Origin of the sequence: Sphingomonas sp. S2M10 (genome assembly GCF_012650175.1) — a bacterium.
Lineage (GTDB): Bacteria > Pseudomonadota > Alphaproteobacteria > Sphingomonadales > Sphingomonadaceae > Sphingomonas.
Map to the genome: position 1 here is coordinate 80,467 of NZ_JAAILI010000048.1, position 18,096 is coordinate 98,562.

Here is an 18,096-nt window from a genome sequence, read left to right on the forward strand (position 1 = left end):
GAGAAATTTGGTGCGCGGCAACAAGACGCTGGCGATGCTTGGCGTGATCGCGGCAGCGGCCTCGCCGCTTCCGGCCGGGCAGGCATTTGCATCCGGCGGCGGGGGCGGGGGCGAGGCGCTGCATCTGGTCAAGATGGAGCCGATCGCCGTGCCGATCGTCGATTCGGACCGCGTCGCCGGCACGCTGAATTTCCAGCTGGTACTGGAGGTGCACGACGCCGCCACCGCCGAAAAGCTCACCGCGGCGATGCCGAACTTGCGCATGGCGGCGATCGCCAGCGGGTTGGAATTCGCGCGACTCGACGCCTCGGCGCTCCGCGCGGTGAATGTGGCGGACCTCGACAAGACGCTTACCGGCGCGCTCAAGACCGTGTCGCCGGACGTCGGCCGGGTGCTGATCGTCGAAGTAGGCGCCTCGCAGAACTGAACCTTTCAGGTGCGGCTCGACCCGCATCCGACAAGACAAAAGGCATCCCGGCGGCGGCTGGGATGCCTTTTTTCTTGGCCTATCGCCTGAAGCCGGCATTCCGGCTTGCGCCGGGATGCCGTGCATCGCTCAGCCGGGCTTGCGCGCGGCGCCGGCGGGTGCGGCCATGGCCGCCGCCGTTGGCATGGCAGCCGGCTTTGCCGCGCTTTTGCGGGCGAGCGCCATGCTGAGCGACGCGGCCCCCTTGGGTGACATGGCCGCAAGGATCGCGGCAGTGGACGCGGGGCGCATCCGCTGCGCCACCTTCATCTGCACTTCCATGTCCAGCTGTTCGAACACCGCCGCCGCCTTGGCCGGCTTCATCGCCTGATAGATGCGGGCCAGCTCGTCGAACTGCGCCTCGGCGGCTGCGGGCGCACCGGGCGTGCCGGGGGCGCCGGCGGCCGCGTCCTTTTGCTGCGCCTCGACACTGGCTGCCAGCCGCTGTTCGGCAGCCTTGGCGGCCTGCTCGCGCAGGTCGAGCGCGCGCTGGCGCTTGGCGGCTTCCTGGTCGCGCGCGCTCAGGTCGCGCTCGATCGAGTTGCCCAAGCGGGTCTTGCTGCTGGTGTCCTGATCACCGGTGGCGATGCTGGCGGCATTGGCCACCGCGGCGATCGCGGAGGCCGCCGCCATCAGCAGCAGCAGGGAAGGGCGCGCCATCACGCGGCCTCACGCGTGGCGGGAAGCGTGTCGATCGGCGCATCCGCCGCGTCCGTCGCTTCCGCGTGCAACTGTTCGGCGGCCTCCTCGCCGGCGACGCGCAGGGCATTGGCCAGGCTGACGGCCGAGACGATCCGCTCGCAGGCGGAATCGGCAATGCCGATCATGTCCGACAGCTCGTCGCGCAGGTCGCGGGCCTGCTCCACCAGCCGCGCGTGACGCGCGCAATCGGTGCCCAGCGTCGCCTTCATGTCCGAAAGCACGGAGCGCGCCTGCACCGTCGCATGGTCCAGCGCCTTCACCACATCGGTGAGGGCGCCTTCCTTCACGGCGCGCAGGCTGCGCATCATGCGCATGCTCTGCACGAGCACGGCCACGCACAGGATGATCGTCAGCACATTGGCGAAAAGCGCGATACTCATGATAACTTCTTCCTTGAGCGGGAAACGTCGTTGACCAGGCGCACGGCGACGCGGCCGCTTCGCTGGCCGATCTGGGCCTGGGCGAGCTTGATCTCGCCGCATGCCATGTCGAGCGCGTCGTCGGGGCTCTTGTCGAAGGCGATGGTCTGGCCGACCTGCAGCTCTTCCAGATCGGAAAGCGGCAGCGCCTTTTCGCCGAGCAGCACGTTGACGGTCACGTTGGTCTTGCGGATCTCGGAGGCCATGTGCGCTTCCCAGATGCTGTCGCGGCCGCTCTTCTCGCCCATGAAGCGCTGCAGCAGCTTGTGGCGCACCGGCTCCAGCGTGGCATAGGGGAATACCATGGTGATGCAGCCGCCACGCCCGTCCATGTCGACGCGGAAGGTGGCGATGGCGCAGATGTTCGAGGTGGCGGCGATCGCGGCGAAGCGCGGGTTGGTCTCGATGCGCTCCAGCCGCATGTTTACCGGCTCGATCGGCTCGAACGCGTCGGCGAAATCACGCAGCGCCGTTTCCAGTACGCGGGCGACCAGCGAGGTTTCGATGGGCGTGAAGGCACGGCCGTCGATCACCGTCGGCGAGTTGCCGCCGCGGCCGCCGAGCAGTGCATCGACCACCGAATAGATCAGCCCGGATTCGACCGTGACCAGGCCATAGCTTTCCCACTCGCTGACCTTGAACACGCCGACCATGGCGGGCAGCAGCACGCGGTTCATGAATTCGCCGAAGCGCGCCGAGGTCACTTCCTCCAGGCTCACGTCGATCGCGTCCGAGGTCATGTTGCGCATCGAACTGGCGAAGCTGCGGACCACGCGGTCGCACACCACTTCCAGCATCGGCAGCCGTTCGTGGCTGATGACCTTCGATTCCAGAACGGCGCGCAGGCCCTTCTTCTTCAGGACCGGTTCGCTCCCTCCGAACAGGGCGTCGATATCCGCCTGCGCGAAGTTGCCGATATCGTCGCCGAACGGCGCGGCGGGGGGATCGGGAAGGTCGAAATCGTCTAGATCGATCATTGCTGGATCAGGTCCTGAATGAGAACTTCCTTGACCATGCCGGGGCCGAGCACGCGGGTGGCGCGCACCATCAGCTCTTCCTTCAGCCGGAACACCGCCGCCGAGCCGCCCAGATCCTCGGGGCGCAGCTCGCGCAGGAAGGGCTGATAGGCGTCGAGCACCATCGGCAGCTTGTCCTTCAGCGCCGTGTCGGTGGTCTTGGGGCCCGGCACCAGCATCAGGTGCAGCTTCAGAAAGCGCGGGGACCCGTCGGGCGAGCGCAGGTTGACCGAGACGGCGGGCACGTCGACGAACTTGCCCTTGGCTTCGCCATGGCCGCCTTCGCCCTCGCCTTCGCCTTCGCCTTCCGCTTCCGCTTCGCCATGCCCTTCGTCGGCAGCGGCGGCTTCCTCGCCATGCGCTTCGGTCTTGGCGGTGCTCTTGCCGCCCATGAAGAAGGCAGCACCGCCGCCGCCCAGCGTCAGCGCGGCGGCGGTCGCGGCGCCGATGATGATCAGCTTCTTCTTCTTGTTGGGCGCCGGGGCCTCCTGCGCGCTCTTATCCTCGACGATCTCGGCCGACATAATAACCCTGGACCTTCCGATTTATCGGCCGCGACGTCCGCACGTCCGATTTCCCTCTATTATAGAAGCGTCACCCGGCAATTTCTGCCTAGTGACCATTTTTCGAAGGACGGTCCGGTGGACATCTCCTCTTACGTGCTCCTCAGCCAGGAGCAGGCGCTGCGGCGCCGGATGGACGTGGTGGCGAACAACATCGCCAACATGAATACGGTGGGGTTCAAGCGCGAGCAGCCGGTGTTCCGCGAATATGTGGAGCAGACCGACGGCGCCGTGAAACCGGCCGAGAAGACCTCGTTCGTGCTCGACTATGGCGCGGTGCACGATACTTCCAACGGCGCGTTCCAGCCGACCGGCAACCCGCTCGACGTGATGATCGACGGGCCGGGCTATCTGGCAGTGCAGGCCGGCGACGGCACCACCGCCTATACGCGCGCGGGCTATGTGAAGGTGCTGGAAAGTGGCGAACTCGCCACCTCGGGCGGCCAGGTGATCCTGGGCGAGGGCGGCAAGCCGATCAAGATTCCGGCAGAGGAAGCGGGCAAGGTCAACGTCCAGGCGGACGGCACGGTGATGGGCCTGAACGGCCCGCTCGGTCGCATTGCGGTGACCGTGTTCGACAGCGAGGCAGTCGTCGATCCGCGCGGCAACGACATGTTCACCGCCACCGGCGGCCGCGAGCTGCCGGCCAGCGCCACCAAGCTGGTGAGCGGGGGCGTCGAGGGATCGAACGTCAACGCGATCGTCGAGACGACCGACATGATGCAGATTCTCCGCGCCTACCAGACCAGCCAGAGCCTCTCCAACGCGATGTCGGACATGCGCAAGAGCGCGATCGACAAGCTCGGCCGCGTCAGCTGACTTTCACGAAGGGATAAAATCCATGCGTACGCTTTCCATCGCCGCGACCGGCATGCTGGCCCAGCAGACCAATGTCGACGTGATCTCGAACAACATCGCCAACATGAACACCACCGCGTTCAAGAAGCAGCGCGCCGAGTTCCAGGACCTGCTCTACCAGCAGGTCTCGCGTCCCGGCTCCGCGACCGGCGGCGACACCAAGGTGCCTGCCGGCATCCAGATCGGCTCGGGTGTGAAGACCGGCGGCGTCTACCGCATCAACGAGCAGGGCGTGATGACCCAGACCGGCAACCCCTACGACATCGGGGTGCAGGGCAAGGGCTATTTCCAGGTGACGATGCCCGACGGCACCACCGCCTATACCCGCGACGGCTCGTTCCAGATCTCCGACCAGGGCGAACTGGTGACGCAGGACGGCTATCCGGTGCAGCCGGGCATCACCATCCCCCAGGGCGCGCTGGACGTGAACATCTCCAAGACCGGCCTGGTCGAGGTGACCGTCGCGGGCAACACCCAGCCGCAGCAGCTCGGCCAGCTCCAGCTCGCCACCTTCATGAACGAGAACGGCCTCGAGGCGAAGGGCGGCAACCTGTTCCTGGAGACCGCTGCTTCGGGCCAGCCGACCGTCGGCTCGCCGGGCGATACCGGAATCGGCACGCTGACTCAGGGCTTCATCGAGGCCTCGAACGTCAACCCGGTGTCCGAGATCACGTCGCTGATCACCGCGCAGCGCGCCTATGAGATGAACAGCCGCGTCGTGAAGACCGCCGACGAGATGCTGGCGACGACCAGCCAGCTGCGCTGATGTCCGCGCTGCTGGGACTGTTGCTGCGCGTGGCGGTGCCTGCCGAGGACGTGCCGGTGGCGGTGGTCCAGCAGCCGGTCGCGCGCGGCGAGCGGATCGAGATGGGCGACCTCTCGATCGAAACCCGCCCCGAGGCGAGTGCGCGCGGCGCGCTCCGCCCGGAAGACGTCGTCGGCATGGATGCGACCCGGACGCTGAACCCCGGCACGCTGCTCCGCCGCGGCGACGTGATGAAGCCGCAGCTGGTCAAGCGCGGCGAGCCGGTCACGGCCAGGATCGTGTCCGGCACGCTCCTGATCACCGCGGCCGGTCGCGCGCTGGGCAGCGGTGCCCAGGGCGATCCGGTGCGGATCGTCGTCAACGCCACCAACCGCACGCTCGACGGGATCGTCGATGGCAGCGGCACGGTGCGGATATCCACTCCCTGAGGGACAAGTACATGCGTAGGATCATTCTCGCGCTGGCGCTGGGCGCCACGCTCTCGGGCTGCGGTGCGGTCGGCCGGCTCAAGTCGGTGGGCAAGGCGCCGAAGCTGACGACGATGGAACCCGTCGACGCGCCCGATGTCGAGCCGTCGCTGGCCTCGCCGCTGGATCGTTCGAACCGCGTTCGGCCCGAGCAGCCGGCCAATGCGCCGAGCGCATCGCTGTTCCGCACGGGTGCCGGTGCCTTTTTCCGCGACCAGCGCGCCGGGAAGGTGGGCGACATCCTGACGATCCGCATCGCGATCGCGGATCGCGCGGACATCGGCAACAACACGTCCAGGACGCGCGGCGGCACCGAGACGAGCGGTATCGCCGGCCTGCTGGGGCTGCAGACGCCGATTCAGAAGCTGACCAACAGCGATCCCTCCAAACTCGTCGACACGAGCTCGGGCTCCAAATACAGCGGCGGCGGCACCACCGTGCGATCGGAGACGATCAACATGACGATGGCCGCCATCGTCACGCAGGTGCTGCCCAACGGCAATCTGATGATCCGCGGCCGCCAGGAAGTGCGGGTGAACTTCGAGATGCGCGAGCTGATCGTCACCGGCATCATCCGGCCCGAGGACATCGCCCGCGACAATTCGATCCAGCACAGCCAGATCGCCGAGGCGCGCGTGATCTACGGCGGCAAGGGCCAGCTGACCGATGCGCAGCAGGCGCGCTGGGGGCAGCAGATCTACGACGCGCTTTTTCCGTTCTGACGGCCGAACACCAGTTTATCGAACGAGCAGGGGCTCGCCGGACATCCGGCGGGCCCCTTTCGCATTTACCGGATATTTATCTTAATCTTGCGGTAACCATCAAAATTTTCACGACTATTTTGCTGGACCCGATTTTCTTCCCACAATGAGCGTGCAGGGCATTTTGCCCGGTCGCGGGTCGGCGCTTCCGACCCGGGTCGCAGAAGCGGCTCTAGATCCTAGAAGGAAATTATCATGGCATTTTCGGTTAACACGAACGTCGGCGCGATGGCGGCTCTCCAGAGCCTGACTTCGACCCAGAAGGACCTGGCCACCACCCAGAGCCGCATCAACACCGGCATGGCGGTGTCCTCGACCAAGGACGACTCGGCACAGTACACGATCGCGCAGGGCCTCCGTGGCGACCTGGGCGGCCTCAAGGCGGTTTCGTCGTCGCTCAGCCGCGCCAAGAGCGTGACCGACGTCGCCGTTGCCGGCGCCGAGCAGATCTCCGACATCGTCAACCAGATGAAGGCGAAGGCCACGCAGGCGGCTGACGCTGGTATCGACACCGCGACCCGTGACGCCCTGAACAAGGACTTCACCGCGCTGCGTGACCAGATCAGCACGATCGTCAACGCGTCGGACTTCAACGGCACGAACCTGCTGAAGGCTTCGGGCGGCACCGTGACCGCGCTGCAGTCGCTGCAGGACTCGGACACGAGCTCGGCCACCACCTGGAACCCGGACTCGCTCAGCGTGGCGAACCAGGGTCTGGATCTCGGCGGTTCGACGATCACCGTCGCTTCGACCGGCCAGATCAACACCCAGGCCGCCGCCCAGACGATGGTCGACACCCTGACGGCCACCCAGGCGAACCTGAAGACCACGCTCAGCACGCTCGGTGCGGCTTCGCGCAAGATCGACGCGCAGTCGACCTTCACCAGCAAGCTGTCGGACGTGATCGACGGCGGCATCGGCAACCTTGTCGACGCCGACCTGGCGAAGGAATCTGCGCGCCTGCAGGCCCTGCAGGTCAAGCAGCAGCTCGGTGTTCAGGCTCTGTCGATCGCCAACCAGGCGCCGCAGACGATCACGTCGCTGTTCCGCTAATAGCCCAAGGCCCCAACCCTGGGGGGCCGAAGGCTTGCGGGGGCCGGGATGGTTCGCCATCCCGGCCCTTTTTTTTGCCCGCGTTCATCGCGGGTACTATGGTTTCCGCTTCTATAATGATGGGAAACTGGGAGATCGGCGTTGTTCCCGAGGATTCGCGAAATCACCGATGCCTTTGGCGGGCGCCTGCGCGTCAGCGTCGAAGAGCATCCCTCGGGCGCGCTCGTCGTCGTCGAGCGCCCCGATCTGGGCGGGCGCCCCCGCATCCTGCTGGACGGGTATGGCGTCGACGTGCTGGCCGGCTACATCATGTCGGCACGGCTCTCGGTGCCGCAGGGCCTGCCTGACGAGCATGTCGATGGGATGTTTGCCACCCGTTTCCGGCTCGAGCTGGACCCCAGCGCGGCGCTGGTGCTCAGCCAGGAAGGCGCCGCGGGGCTGGAAATCTCCGCTCCGTTCTGGGATCGCCTCTATGCCGAGCTGTGCATCGTCGCCGCCCATGCGCGCGAATTGACCCGCCGCGCCGAAGCGCGCGTCCACTAGACGCGCCGACGGCGTGCCGCCGCAGCGCACGCATTTACGTTCGCTGCGTACGGGCCGCGGGTCGGAAATCGCGGGAAGCGCATCTTCACGCAGGATGAGACCGCGCCACGCCGCGGAAGCAGGCGGAGCCGCTGCACCCGCCGCCAGGGCTAATCCGTCCGCGCTATTCGACGCACGCGGGCTCGATCGCCCGCGAGGTGCATCGAGCTTTCCCGGATACGAGATCGTTCGCGCCGGCGCGGCAATAGCCGATGGCCGCCGCTCCCGCGATCGATGCGGTGCGATGCGCGCCGCCATCGATCGGGAGGGAAGGAGAGGCCGCGGTTGCAGGCGTGGCAGGCCGCGAGGATTCAGGCGGAGAAGGCGCGCGGAGACGCGGCGGTGCATCGGCACAAATGCGAGCGGCAGGCCAGTTGGGGGGAACTGACCTGCCGCCATGCCGAGCAGGGGGGTGCTCGGCAAATTGGGAAGCGAGAGGATCGTGAGGGGATCGGAACGTCCTCGTTGCTTCTGATTTCTCTATATCGCAAATTTGGTCGGGTGAGAAACGAAACCCGCATTATCGAGGTACAGGATTTGTACTTAGGGAAGGAGCCGTACACTCCGACATCTACTAGAATGGTTATTTTGCGATGCGCAAAATCATGCTGGTCGGATATTGGGCTCCATTCACCGATACCACCGGTGCACCATTTAGCATTTGCACGTCGGTAACCTTGCCGATGGCCTTCGCCGTCGTGGTGATCTTCGCACCCGCGTCGGTCGTGCCGCTGAGGGTGAGCTGATACAGCCCGTCCGTGTATTTGGTGCCGGAGCTGCTCGTCCCGTCCCAGCTGAACTGGCCCGAGGTTCCGGTCACGTCGAGGTTGAACGTATCGACCTTGGTGCCCTTCGCATCGGTCAGCGTCGCGGTCAGCTTGGTGATCGCGTTGGGCGCGCTCCATTCCCACTGTGCCGGCGCCGTGGCGCTCAGGCCCGCCTTGTCCGAATCGAGCTGCACCGGCTGGCCGATCATCGACGAACTGGTGGTGAGCGACGTCATGTTCAGACCCGACAGGATCGAGTTCAGCGTCTTGTTCTGCGTGATCGACTGCTCGACCTGCGAATACTGGACGAGCTGCTGCGTATACTGCGCGCTGTCCATCGGGTTCATCGGATCCTGGTTCTGCATCTGGGTGGTCAGCAGCTTCAGGAAGAGGTTGTAGTCGGCCGTGAGCTTGGAGCTGGAAGCGTCGGTAACGCTCTGTGCCGTGGTCTGCGTAGTGGCCGAAGAGACGAGGGTCATGCGCTACTCCTGAGCGTTAGGCGATGAGATCGACCTGGCCATCGCCGCGGATCGGGCGATAGGCGGCGGTCTGTGCGTCGGGTTCGTCGCGGAACTGCTGATGGCCGCCGCGCGAGTGCTGCTGGCCGCCGGACTGTCCGTTGCCGCCGCCGCCCGTGCCGCCGTCGCGGCTCTCGAAGCGGAAGCTGCCGGCGTCGCTGCGGATGCCGGCCTGGTCGAGCGCACGGCCCAGCTCGGGGGCGTCCTGGCGGAGCAGGTCGAGCGTGTGCTGGCTTTCGGCACGCATCGTCGCCTGAACGCGGCCCTTGTCGTCAAACGCCAGCGTCACCTCGACGCGCCCGAGTTCGGCCGGGTTCAGGCGGACGCGCAGCGTGTCCTCGCCGGCATCGACCTTGCGGGCGATCTCGACGCCAAGGGTGCGGCCCAGTTCGCCCGGGCGTGCGTTGACGACCGGCTCGGCGGCAGCGGCGGCGGCGGTGCTCGGCGCTGCGGCGGCGAACGGCGCAGGGGCAGCGGCCACCGGCATTGCGCCGGTGCCATGATCGTTCGTCGCGGCGAGCTGCTGGGCGAAGGATTGCTGGCCCTGGTCGCTCGGGGCGCCGCCGTCGTTCGGATTGCCATGAGCGGAGCTGGTAGCGACGGGGCGGGCGAGATCGGCGATCTTGTCGCCGCCGGTCTGCCCCGGCGCGGCTTCGGTCACGGCGGCGGTATCGATTCTGGCATGGCGCGGCGCCGTCACGGCGCCGGCCTTGCCCTGAACAGCCGGCTGTGCCGCGGCAGGCTGTGCGGCAGCAGGCTGGGGCTGCGCGACCGGAGTCGCGAGCGGCTGCACCGGGGCGGCTGCCGCGGCGGCCGTTGCCGCCGTTGCCGCGGTGACGTCCGGCACCCCCAGCACCATTGCTGCGGGATCGAGGTCCACATGCTTCACGTTCTTCGCGCCGCCGCGTGACGGCGCCGCGGGTTTCTTCCCCGGAAGGGTGGGCTCGGGCTGCTCGGCCGCCTCGGCCGTCTCGGCTGGCAGCACCGCTGCCGTCTCCACCATGGCCGGCGCCGCATCCATCACCGGCAGGACGGCCGATGGAGTCGCCGCGGTCGGCTTGGGCTGCACGGTATTCGCTGCGGGTGCGATGGGCTGCGCCGGGGTAGCGGCGGCCGCGATGGGCTGCGACGGAATCATTGTGGGCGCTTCGGGCGCGGCCGGCAACACATCGGCCGAAACCGGCATGCCGGCGGTGTCGACGGACTTGCCCTGCGCGGCGGCAAGCGCCTTGGCGACCGCGTCGGCGAGCGGGTTGCCGCCGGTCGCCACCGGCGGCGTCATCGCGCCGGGTGCGGACGTGGCGAGCAACTGCGCCATTGCGACCTGCGGACGCTCGCCGGGCAGTGTGCCGGCCGAATTGGCGGTGCCGGGCAGGAGCGGCGCGGTGCCGGGCAGGAGCGGCGCACTGGTCGCGGCGGGCAGCATCGGCGTGCCGAGCTCAGGCAGTCCGGCCGGCATGTCGAGCACCGGCGATCCCTGCACGGCGCCCACCGATGTCGCCCCGAGCAGCCCGGCAAAGCCGGTTCCGGCGGCGGCATCGACAGTGCCTCCCTGCGCTGCAGGGATGGACAAGGGGAAGCCGATGTTCGTGACGTTCATGCAGTCGCCTCGTGCGCACGGCCGAAAAGAGGCCGTTCCAAACCATTATAGGATGATCGCCGGATCGATCGTTGCGGGTCAGCCAATTACCCCGAGCGCGCGGATGCGGGCGCGGGCGTGAATCTCGTTCTGCGACAGCACCACGGTCGCCGGACGCACGCGCTCGATGATCGAGCGGACGAACGGGCGGATCGACGGGCTGGTGAGCAGGCACGGGATCTCGCCGTCCTGCGCCAGCCGATCATAGGTCTCGCGCACCGCGCCGATGAACTGCTGGAGCGCGGAGGGCGCCATCGCCAGCTGGCGATCGTCGCCGGCGCCCAGGATGCTGTCCGCAAAGGCCTGGTCCCAATCGGCCGAAAGCGTGACCACCGGAATCGCGTCGCCCCGCGCCTGCGAGGCGCTGATCTGGCGGGCGAGGCGGCTGCGGACATGCTCGGTAATGGTGGTCAGATTGTTGGAGAGCGGCGCCGATTCCGCGATGCCTTCCAGGATCGTCGGGATGTCGCGGATCGAGATGCCCTCGGCGAGCAGGTTCTGCAGGATGCGCTGAACGCTCGATACCGAGACCTTGGACGGGATGATGTCCGCCACCAGCTTTTCCGATTCCTTGTGGACCTCGGTCAGCAGCTTCTGCGTCTCGGTATAGGAGAGCAGGTCGGCGATATTGTCCTTCACCAGCTCCGTCAGGTGCGTGGCGATGATCGTGCCGCAATCGACCACGGTAAGGCCGCGGAAGCCCGCCTCGTCGCGCAGCTCGCGATCAATCCACAGCGCGGGCAGGCCGAACACCGGTTCCTTGGTCTGCTCGCCCGGCAGGCCGACGGGGCCGCCGCCCGGGTTGATCAGCAGCAGCTTCTCCAGCCGGATGTCGCCGCGCGCCGCCTCGGTTTCCTTGATCGAGATGACATATTCGTTGGGCTTGAGGCCCATATTGTCGATGATCCGCACCGACGGCAGCACGAAACCATATTCGGTTGCCATCTGGCGGCGCAGCGCGCGGACCTGGTCGTCGAGCCGCGGTTCGCGCGTATCGTCGTTGATCATCGGCAGCAGGGCGTATCCGATCTCGATGCGGACCGCGTCGATCGCCAGCGTCTCGGAGATCGGCTGCTCGACCGCCTGCGACTGGGCTACTTCCTGCGCCGCCTGGATGCGTTCGCGCGCGGCCTTGGCGGTGGAGCGGCGCGACATCTCCCAGGCGACCCAGCCCGACAGCGCCGAGAAGGCGGCGAACGGGATGAAGGGAAGACCCGGCATCAGCGCCAGCGCACCCATCAGGAACGACACCATGCCGAACGCCTTGGGGTAGCGGCCGAGCTGGTCGCCCAGCGCCGCGCCGGTCTTGCCGGCGACGCCGCCCTTGGAGACGAGCAGGCCCGCCGCGGTCGACACGATCAGCGCCGGGATCTGGCTGACCAGGCCGTCGCCGGCGGTGAGCACGGTATAGGTGCGGAACGCCTCGCCGATCGGCACGCCGTGCTCGATCACGCCGATGCCGAGGCCCACGACGATGTTGATCGCGGTGATCAGCAGGCCCGCGACCGCGTCGCCCTTCACGAACTTGGAGGCACCGTCCATCGCGCCGTAGAAGCCGCTTTCGGCCTCCACCTCGGCGCGGCGGGCCTTGGCCTGTTCCTCGTTGATCATGCCGGCGGAGAGATCGGCGTCGATCGCCATCTGCTTGCCGGGCATGGAGTCGAGGCTGAAGCGCGCGGCGACTTCGGCGATGCGGCCGGCGCCCTTGGTGATGACGACGAAGTTGATCACCACCAGGATCATGAAGATGGTGAGGCCGATGATGGTCTCGCCGCCCATCAGGAACTCGCCAAAGGCCCCGATCACGCCGCCGGCGGCATCGGGACCTTCATGGCCGTGGCCGAGGATCAGGCGCGTCGAGGCGAGGTTGAGGCCCAGCCGCAGCATCGTCGCGATCAGCAGGATCGTCGGGAAGGCGCTGAGCTCCAGCGGCTTCTCGATGAACAAAGCCGTCATCAGGATCATCACCGAGACGGTGATCGACAGGGCGAGCCCCATGTCGAGCATCCAGCCCGGCATCGGCAGGATCAGCATCGCGATGATCGCGATCACGCCGCCGGCCAGCGCCATGTCGCGGTTGGCGCCGATGCGGTCGAGGAACTTCAGGACGACGGGAGGCATGGGCTGCTACCGGAAATGGGAGGTCAGGGGGCTGGCGAGACGGCGATGCCGGCTTCGATGAAGCTGCGCAGCTTGTTGCGCATCGTCCGCACCGAAATGCCGAGGATGTTGGAGGCCGAGGTGCGGTTGCCGTGGCAGCGCTCCAGCGTCTGCAGGATCAGCTCGCGCTCCACCTCTTCCACCGTGCGGCCGACCAGGCTGTTGATGTCCAAGGGATTGGTCTCTGTGTTGAGTTCGGCGAGCGGGGTGCCGTCGGCACGCACCAGATCGCCCGGCGTGATCGCGGCGCCGCGGCCGAGCAGGATGGCGCGGTGCACCGTCTCGTCCAGCTCGCGGATGTTGCCCGGCCAGGCATAGCGCTGGAGCAGCGCGAGCGCCTCGTCGGTAAAGGCACGCGGGGGCAGGCCATCGACTTCGGCATGGCGCTTGGCGAAATAGCGGGCGAGGGCGAGGATGTCCTCGCCGCGGGAGCGCAGGGGCGGCACCTCGACGCGTACCAGGCCCAGGCGCACCATCAGGTCCGCACGGAAGGTGCCGCTGTCGACGAGCGCGTCGAGATTGAGGCTGGAAGTGGCGATCAGCCGGCCGTGGAACGGGATCAGATCGTTGCCGGCAAGGCGGCGGAACTGCTGCTTCTGGAGCACGTCGTGCAGCTTCGCCTGCAGCGCGGGCGAGAGCATGCCGACCTCGCGGAGCAGTACCGTGCCGTGTCCGGCCTTTTCCAGCCGGCCGATGCGGCGAGCGACGGCACCGGGAAAGGCGCCGGCCTCATGGCCGAACAGCTCGGATTCGAGCACGTCGGGCGCCACGCCGGCGCATTCGGCCACCAGCATCGGCTGGGGACGGCCCGAGGCATCGTGGACCGCCCGCGCCATCATTTCCTTGCCACTGCCCTTTTCGCCGGTGATCAGCACAGGGGCGGCGCTCGGCGCGACGCCGGCGGCGAGCGACAGGGCGCGGGCGAGCGCGGGATGGCCGCCGATCCAGGCCGGTGCCTTGCGCTCGACCACCGAGGCGATAGCCGCCGCGATGAGCTCGCGCTGCGGGGGGAGGGGCACGTAATCGCGGGCGCCTGCGCGGATCGCCGCCACCGCGCGCTCCGCCGGTGCGTCGATGCCGCAGGCGAGCACCGCGATGGTGAAGCGCTCGGCGCGAATGCTCGCCATGAATCCGGTGATGTCTGCGTCGACGTCGATCATGACCAGGTCGGCGCCGCCCTGGCGCAGCTCGACCAGCCCGTCCTCGGGCGTGTCGGCCATCGCCACCTCGGCGCCGGCACTGCGCGCCAGTTCCGCGGCGAGGCGGAACTCGCTACCCGGCGCGCCGATCAGGAGCATGCGGATCGGGTTTGCCATCAGCGATCGGGCCGCACGATTTCGGTGAGCGTCACGCCCAGCGCGTTGTCGATCAGGACGACTTCGCCGCGGGCGATCAGCCGGTCGTTGACGAAAATGTCGACCGGTTCGCCGACCCGGCGGTCCAGTTCGAGCACGGTGCCCGAGCTGAGCGCGAGCAGATCACCGATCGGCATCCGCGCGCGGCCGAGCACGGCCTGCACCTTGACCGGCACGTCGTGCACCGCTTCCAGCCCGGCGCTGCCGCCATGGGCGTCGGGCGTGCTGCCCGGCAGTTCGAAGTCCTCGAAGTCCGGGACCGAAGCCGGCTGGGGCTCGGGGCCGTCCGACGGGATGATGTCGTGGGGATCGATCGTCATCTGCTAAAATCCTATGCGTTCATCCACTGGCGGATCACCGAGGCAGCCTCGGGCGGGCTGGCCGCGATGGCCGAGCCGATCCGCTTGAGGGCGGAGAGCTTGATCCGCCCATCCACCTGGGCGAGGGCGATTTCCTGATCGAGCAGTGCGGTCTCGCTGACCTGCATCTGCTCGAGCTGTTCGAGTGCTTCGGGGTCGCCATCCGCGGCGCGGGCGGTGAGCAGGCGCATCTCGTCGGACTGCTGCTGCGCTTCGAGCGGAGTCAGCTCGTGCTCGATCGGCAGCGGCTCGGGCTTGGGCTTGAGCATGCGCAGGGCGAGCAGGCCAACCCCGGCGATCAGCGCGAGCTGCAGGAAGGTCCAGATCTTGTCCATCGGCAGCTTGGAGAAGATGCTGTCCGTCGCCTCGTCCACCGGCACCGCCGAGAAGGGCATGCTCTCGACGACCACGCTGTCGCCGCGCTGGGTATCGATGCCGACGGCATTCTCCACCAGGCGCTGCAGGCGCTGGACCTGATCGGCCGGCAGGCCCTTGGGGCCGCCATCGACCATCACCGCGACGGTGAGGCGGGTGACCTTGCCCGGTGCGCGCAGCGTCACCGTCCGGGTCGAGCTGTTCGAATAGGTGGTGTCTTCGGAGGTCTGGTTGCTCGCCGACTGGCGCGAGCTGCCCGGTGCCGCCGGATTGGCCCGCGCGTCGGGCATCTGGTTGGCGACGGAGGCGGTCTGCGGCGCGGCATCGGTCTCGCGGTTCTGGTCACCCGTCTCCACGCTCACCTGGCGGGCGACGACCTGCTTGTCCGGATCGAAGATGTTCGATTCCTCGCGGGTCTGGTCGCGGTCGATCTGGGCGGAGACTTCGGCGCGGACCTTGCCCTCGCCGACGATCGGCTGGAGCAGTGCCTCGATCTCGTCGCGCAGCTTGCCCTCGACCGCCTGCTGGCGCTCATCGGCATCGCCTGCGGCGGCCGTGTCCGGATCGCCCGCACGGGCGAGCAGCGCGCCGGTCTGATCGACGACCGAGACGGCGTCGGGCGAAAGTTCGGGCACCGAGGAGGAGACGAGGTAGCGGATCGAGGCGATCTGCTCCGAGCCCATATGGCCCTTGGTCTTCACCGTCACGGCCGCGGTTGCCTTGCGGCTCTCGGTCGCGAACATCGCTCGCTCGGGCATCACGATATGGACGCGGGCGGCGGTGACGTTCTGGATCGTCTGGATCGATTTGGCGAGCTCGCCTTCGATCGCGCGGGTCTCGTTCATCTTGGCGCGGCTGGCGGAGACGCCGAAAGGCTGCTCCTCGTCGAGCACCTCATAGCCGATCTTGCCGCCCAGCTTCTCGCTGGCCATGCTCATCCGCAGCTCGGCGAGCTTGTCTTCCGGCGCCATGATCGCGGTGCCGTCGGCGGAGAGGGTGTAGGGGACGTTCTGCGCCTTCAGCTTCTCGGTGATCGTCGATGCCGCGGCGGGATCGAGATCGGTGTAGAGATAGCCCATGTTGGACTTGGAGCTGCTCATCGCCACGAAGGTGAGCGCCGCCAGCAGGGCGAACGCCACACCGCCCATCAGCGCGAGCCGCTTGGTGCCGAGTTGCGTCACCAGATTCTTGATCGCTTCCAAAGCCGCCCCATGCAGTAGCTACGGGGCGCGGAATGCCCCTTGATACAGGACTTATAGGAAGCGGCTGGAACGGCAGTTTCTGCCGGGTGGGAATTTTTTGCCTAGCAGTCGTTCCACTTAGGCGATCGCACGGAGCCATGGGGATGGCTCGGCCGCCTGAGGTACGGCGTCTCCCGCTCGGCGGAATCGGCGGGCGTTCAACGGCGAAAGGCGTCGGAAAGGGGGGGCGGGGCCGCTGCGAGGGCGGCCCCGGCAGCTCATGCCCTGGCGGTAAGCTCGTCCAGCGCGCGCGGTTCGTGCATGGGGCAGCCGTTGAACCGGCCGCGATAGTCCGCCGAGAATTGATACGGTTCCCTGCGCGCGCGGTTGACGCCGCCCAGCGGCTGGTGCGCGGCGAGGCCGTGCCACGGCGCGAAGGATAGCTGGTCCTCGATCCGCTCGCTCTCGCCATAGACCCAGCCGGCCTGTGGCGCGACCTGCAGCGTCGCGACCGTGCGATAGGGGCTTTCCTCCTCGTCCCAGGCGACCGAGGCGTCCTCTACCGGCATCGTCTCGAGATCGGTGCACAGCTGTACCCGCAGCTCCCAGGTGCCGCCCTGTTCGGCGAGCAGTTCGTTCACCGCCTCGCGGATCGCATCGGGGCGGCCGGTGGCGTTGATCGTCTCGTCCGCGAAGTCCTTGATCCCCGAGACCGGCACCAGCTGGAACTTGGCGATATGGTCGCCGTAGCGATAGGGCGTCTGGCTGTAATAGGTGGCACCGAGCGGGTGGACGGGCTTCGCGCCGCCCAGCGTGCTGAGCAGCGCCGACTTGCCGCCGACCGCTTCGATCGCCGCCTCGAAGCTGCGCAGCACGGCGGACAGAAGCTTCTTCGCGCCCTCAGCCTTGTCGGTGGTGCCGGCGAGCAGCTTGAGATTGCCGAGGAACTTCTTGGCGTCCGGCGCGGCGAAGGCGGGCGCGTTGACCATCACGAAATCCTGCGTCGTGTCGCCTTCGCTGCCGGGCAGCCGCGCGCCCTCCACGCCCAGGATCTTCAGCGCCGCGCCGCGCGGCAGGCGGATCGAGTCGTCAAGGATGTCGCCCGCATTGGTGGAAAAGCGCAGGATGGCTTCATGCGTGCCGGGCGTGGCGAACAGGCCCTGCGCCAGTTCCGGCGGCAGGTCTTCGGCGATGGTGAGCGTGCCGCGCGCGAGCCCATGGCCCTTGGCGTGTACCGAGCGGACGGCGTGCTGGTAATCCTCGGACGTGGTGTCGAGGATCTTCTGGAACTGCTCCTTCAGCCCGGCGATCGTCTCCGCTTCGTCTGGCTGCGGCTGTTCGACGGCGGGCGAATAACGGACGGGCTGCGGCATGGTAGATTCCCTTCGATCGTGCGAAGGGGATCAACCACCGGTCGGGTGCGCCGTTCCGTCGCGCGCTCAGTGCAGCAACAGGCTTTCCAGCTCGGCCGCGACCGCGTCGCGGCGCTGCTGGGCGTTGAGGGCGAGGCCGCCTTCATCCCAGTTGATCAGCGCGTCGCCCATCGCCAGCGTCGCATCCGGCGCGACGGTGAGGCTCAGCTTGCGGCGATCCTTGGACTGGCGATCGGCGATCTTCGCCTCGATGTCGTCGACCAGATCGGGGTGTACGCGCACCTGCAGCTCGGTACCGCGAGCGACCTGGCCCAATACCCGGCCGATCGCTGCGTCGATCGCGTCGCCCGGCGCGCGTTCGATCGCGCGTGCGGCGATATGGTCGGCGGCGGCGAGCGCCACTTCGGTCGCCTCGCTGGTCACGCGCTCGGCGATCTCGGTGAACTGGGCATCGATCACCTCAATGCCGGCATGCAGCGCGTCGACCGCGCTGAGCAGCGCCACTTCGCGCTCGGCGCGGGCCTGGGCCAGCCCGGCCTCGAAGCCTTCGGCGCGCGCCTGATCGATCACCGCCTGCTGATCGGCCTTGAGCAGCGCGATCTCGGCGCGCAGCGCGGCCAGTTCGATCAGCGCGTCCTCGTTGACCAGCTTCTTGTCCGGCACGGGCGCCGAAAACACGCGGTCGAAGGCGAAACGTTCGACATGGATGCTCATGC

At 67.7% G+C, this 18,096-nt stretch carries 19 protein-coding genes; 7 read left to right on the plus strand and 12 right to left on the minus strand.

Annotated elements, in window-relative coordinates:
• The first annotated feature begins 10 nt into the window (after positions 1-10).
• Positions 11-427, plus strand: a complete 417-nt coding sequence (locus S2M10_RS11585; protein ID WP_348770583.1) for a hypothetical protein — start codon at positions 11-13, stop codon at positions 425-427.
• Positions 428-556: 129 nt separating this feature from the next.
• Here the strand turns inward: S2M10_RS11585 and S2M10_RS11590 are convergent, their stop codons facing one another.
• Genes S2M10_RS11590 through S2M10_RS11605 form a run of 4 tightly spaced genes read right to left on the minus strand, consistent with a single transcriptional unit; the run spans position 557 to position 3,127 of the window.
• Positions 557-1,126 (minus strand): hypothetical protein, encoded by a 570-nt coding sequence (locus S2M10_RS11590; RefSeq protein ID WP_168846200.1) that lies wholly within the window; start codon positions 1,124-1,126, stop codon positions 557-559.
• The gene (locus tag S2M10_RS11595) at positions 1,126-1,548 is read right to left on the minus strand and encodes a DUF6468 domain-containing protein (RefSeq protein WP_168846201.1); all 423 of its coding nucleotides are present in this window, start codon (positions 1,546-1,548) and stop codon (positions 1,126-1,128) included. The genes S2M10_RS11590 and S2M10_RS11595 overlap by 1 nt, the downstream gene beginning before the upstream one ends.
• Entirely contained in the window at positions 1,545-2,564 is a 1,020-nt protein-coding gene (gene fliM / locus S2M10_RS11600) for a flagellar motor switch protein FliM (RefSeq protein ID WP_168846202.1), read from the minus strand. Before fliM ends, S2M10_RS11595 begins: the two co-directional genes overlap by 4 nt.
• Positions 2,561-3,127 (minus strand): flagellar basal body-associated FliL family protein, encoded by a 567-nt coding sequence (locus S2M10_RS11605; protein ID WP_168846203.1) that lies wholly within the window; start codon positions 3,125-3,127, stop codon positions 2,561-2,563. The genes fliM and S2M10_RS11605 overlap by 4 nt, the downstream gene beginning before the upstream one ends.
• Before the next feature lie 117 nt (positions 3,128-3,244).
• On the opposite strand from S2M10_RS11605, the gene S2M10_RS11610 reads away from it, so the two are divergent.
• The 6 genes from S2M10_RS11610 (at position 3,245) to S2M10_RS11635 (ending at position 7,614) form a co-directional block, all read left to right on the plus strand.
• On the plus strand, positions 3,245-3,985 hold the full coding sequence (locus S2M10_RS11610; protein WP_168846204.1) for a flagellar hook-basal body complex protein: 741 nt from the start codon (positions 3,245-3,247) through the stop codon (positions 3,983-3,985).
• Positions 3,986-4,007: 22 nt separating this feature from the next.
• On the plus strand, positions 4,008-4,790 hold the full coding sequence (gene flgG / locus S2M10_RS11615) for a flagellar basal-body rod protein FlgG (RefSeq protein WP_168846205.1): 783 nt from the start codon (positions 4,008-4,010) through the stop codon (positions 4,788-4,790).
• Positions 4,790-5,218, plus strand: a complete 429-nt coding sequence (gene flgA, locus S2M10_RS11620; RefSeq protein ID WP_168846206.1) for a flagellar basal body P-ring formation chaperone FlgA — start codon at positions 4,790-4,792, stop codon at positions 5,216-5,218. The genes flgG and flgA overlap by 1 nt, the downstream gene beginning before the upstream one ends.
• Positions 5,219-5,229: 11 nt before the next feature.
• Entirely contained in the window at positions 5,230-5,979 is a 750-nt protein-coding gene (gene flgH / locus S2M10_RS11625) for a flagellar basal body L-ring protein FlgH (protein ID WP_168846207.1), read from the plus strand.
• A 234-nt stretch (positions 5,980-6,213) separates the two neighbouring features.
• Positions 6,214-7,071, plus strand: a complete 858-nt coding sequence (locus tag S2M10_RS11630; protein ID WP_168846208.1) for a flagellin — start codon at positions 6,214-6,216, stop codon at positions 7,069-7,071.
• A gap of 141 nt (positions 7,072-7,212) precedes the next feature.
• A complete protein-coding gene (locus tag S2M10_RS11635; RefSeq protein WP_168846209.1) occupies positions 7,213-7,614 on the plus strand; it encodes a hypothetical protein in 402 nt (133 codons plus the stop codon).
• Positions 7,615-8,236: 622 nt separating this feature from the next.
• Here the strand turns inward: S2M10_RS11635 and S2M10_RS11640 are convergent.
• From S2M10_RS11640 to S2M10_RS11675, 8 genes are all read right to left on the minus strand, one after another.
• A complete protein-coding gene (locus S2M10_RS11640; RefSeq protein WP_168846210.1) occupies positions 8,237-8,899 on the minus strand; it encodes a flagellar hook capping FlgD N-terminal domain-containing protein in 663 nt (220 codons plus the stop codon).
• A gap of 16 nt (positions 8,900-8,915) precedes the next feature.
• Entirely contained in the window at positions 8,916-10,538 is a 1,623-nt protein-coding gene (locus S2M10_RS11645) for a flagellar hook-length control protein FliK (protein WP_168846211.1), read from the minus strand.
• 78 nt (positions 10,539-10,616) lie between these two features.
• On the minus strand, positions 10,617-12,698 hold the full coding sequence (gene flhA, locus S2M10_RS11650; protein ID WP_168846212.1) for a flagellar biosynthesis protein FlhA: 2,082 nt from the start codon (positions 12,696-12,698) through the stop codon (positions 10,617-10,619).
• 23 nt (positions 12,699-12,721) lie between these two features.
• Positions 12,722-14,053 (minus strand): sigma-54 dependent transcriptional regulator, encoded by a 1,332-nt coding sequence (locus S2M10_RS11655; protein WP_168846213.1) that lies wholly within the window; start codon positions 14,051-14,053, stop codon positions 12,722-12,724.
• Positions 14,053-14,412, minus strand: coding sequence for a flagellar motor switch protein FliN (gene fliN / locus S2M10_RS11660; RefSeq protein ID WP_168846214.1), 360 nt, complete (start codon positions 14,410-14,412; stop codon positions 14,053-14,055). The genes S2M10_RS11655 and fliN overlap by 1 nt, the downstream gene beginning before the upstream one ends.
• Positions 14,413-14,423: 11 nt before the next feature.
• Positions 14,424-16,028, minus strand: a complete 1,605-nt coding sequence (gene fliF, locus S2M10_RS11665; RefSeq protein ID WP_168846215.1) for a flagellar basal-body MS-ring/collar protein FliF — start codon at positions 16,026-16,028, stop codon at positions 14,424-14,426.
• Positions 16,029-16,285: 257 nt separating this feature from the next.
• Positions 16,286-17,380, minus strand: coding sequence for a catalase family protein (locus S2M10_RS11670; RefSeq protein WP_168846216.1), 1,095 nt, complete (start codon positions 17,378-17,380; stop codon positions 16,286-16,288).
• 66 nt (positions 17,381-17,446) lie between these two features.
• The gene (locus S2M10_RS11675) at positions 17,447-18,094 is read right to left on the minus strand and encodes a FliH/SctL family protein (RefSeq protein ID WP_168846217.1); all 648 of its coding nucleotides are present in this window, start codon (positions 18,092-18,094) and stop codon (positions 17,447-17,449) included.
• Positions 18,095-18,096 lie beyond the last annotated feature (2 nt).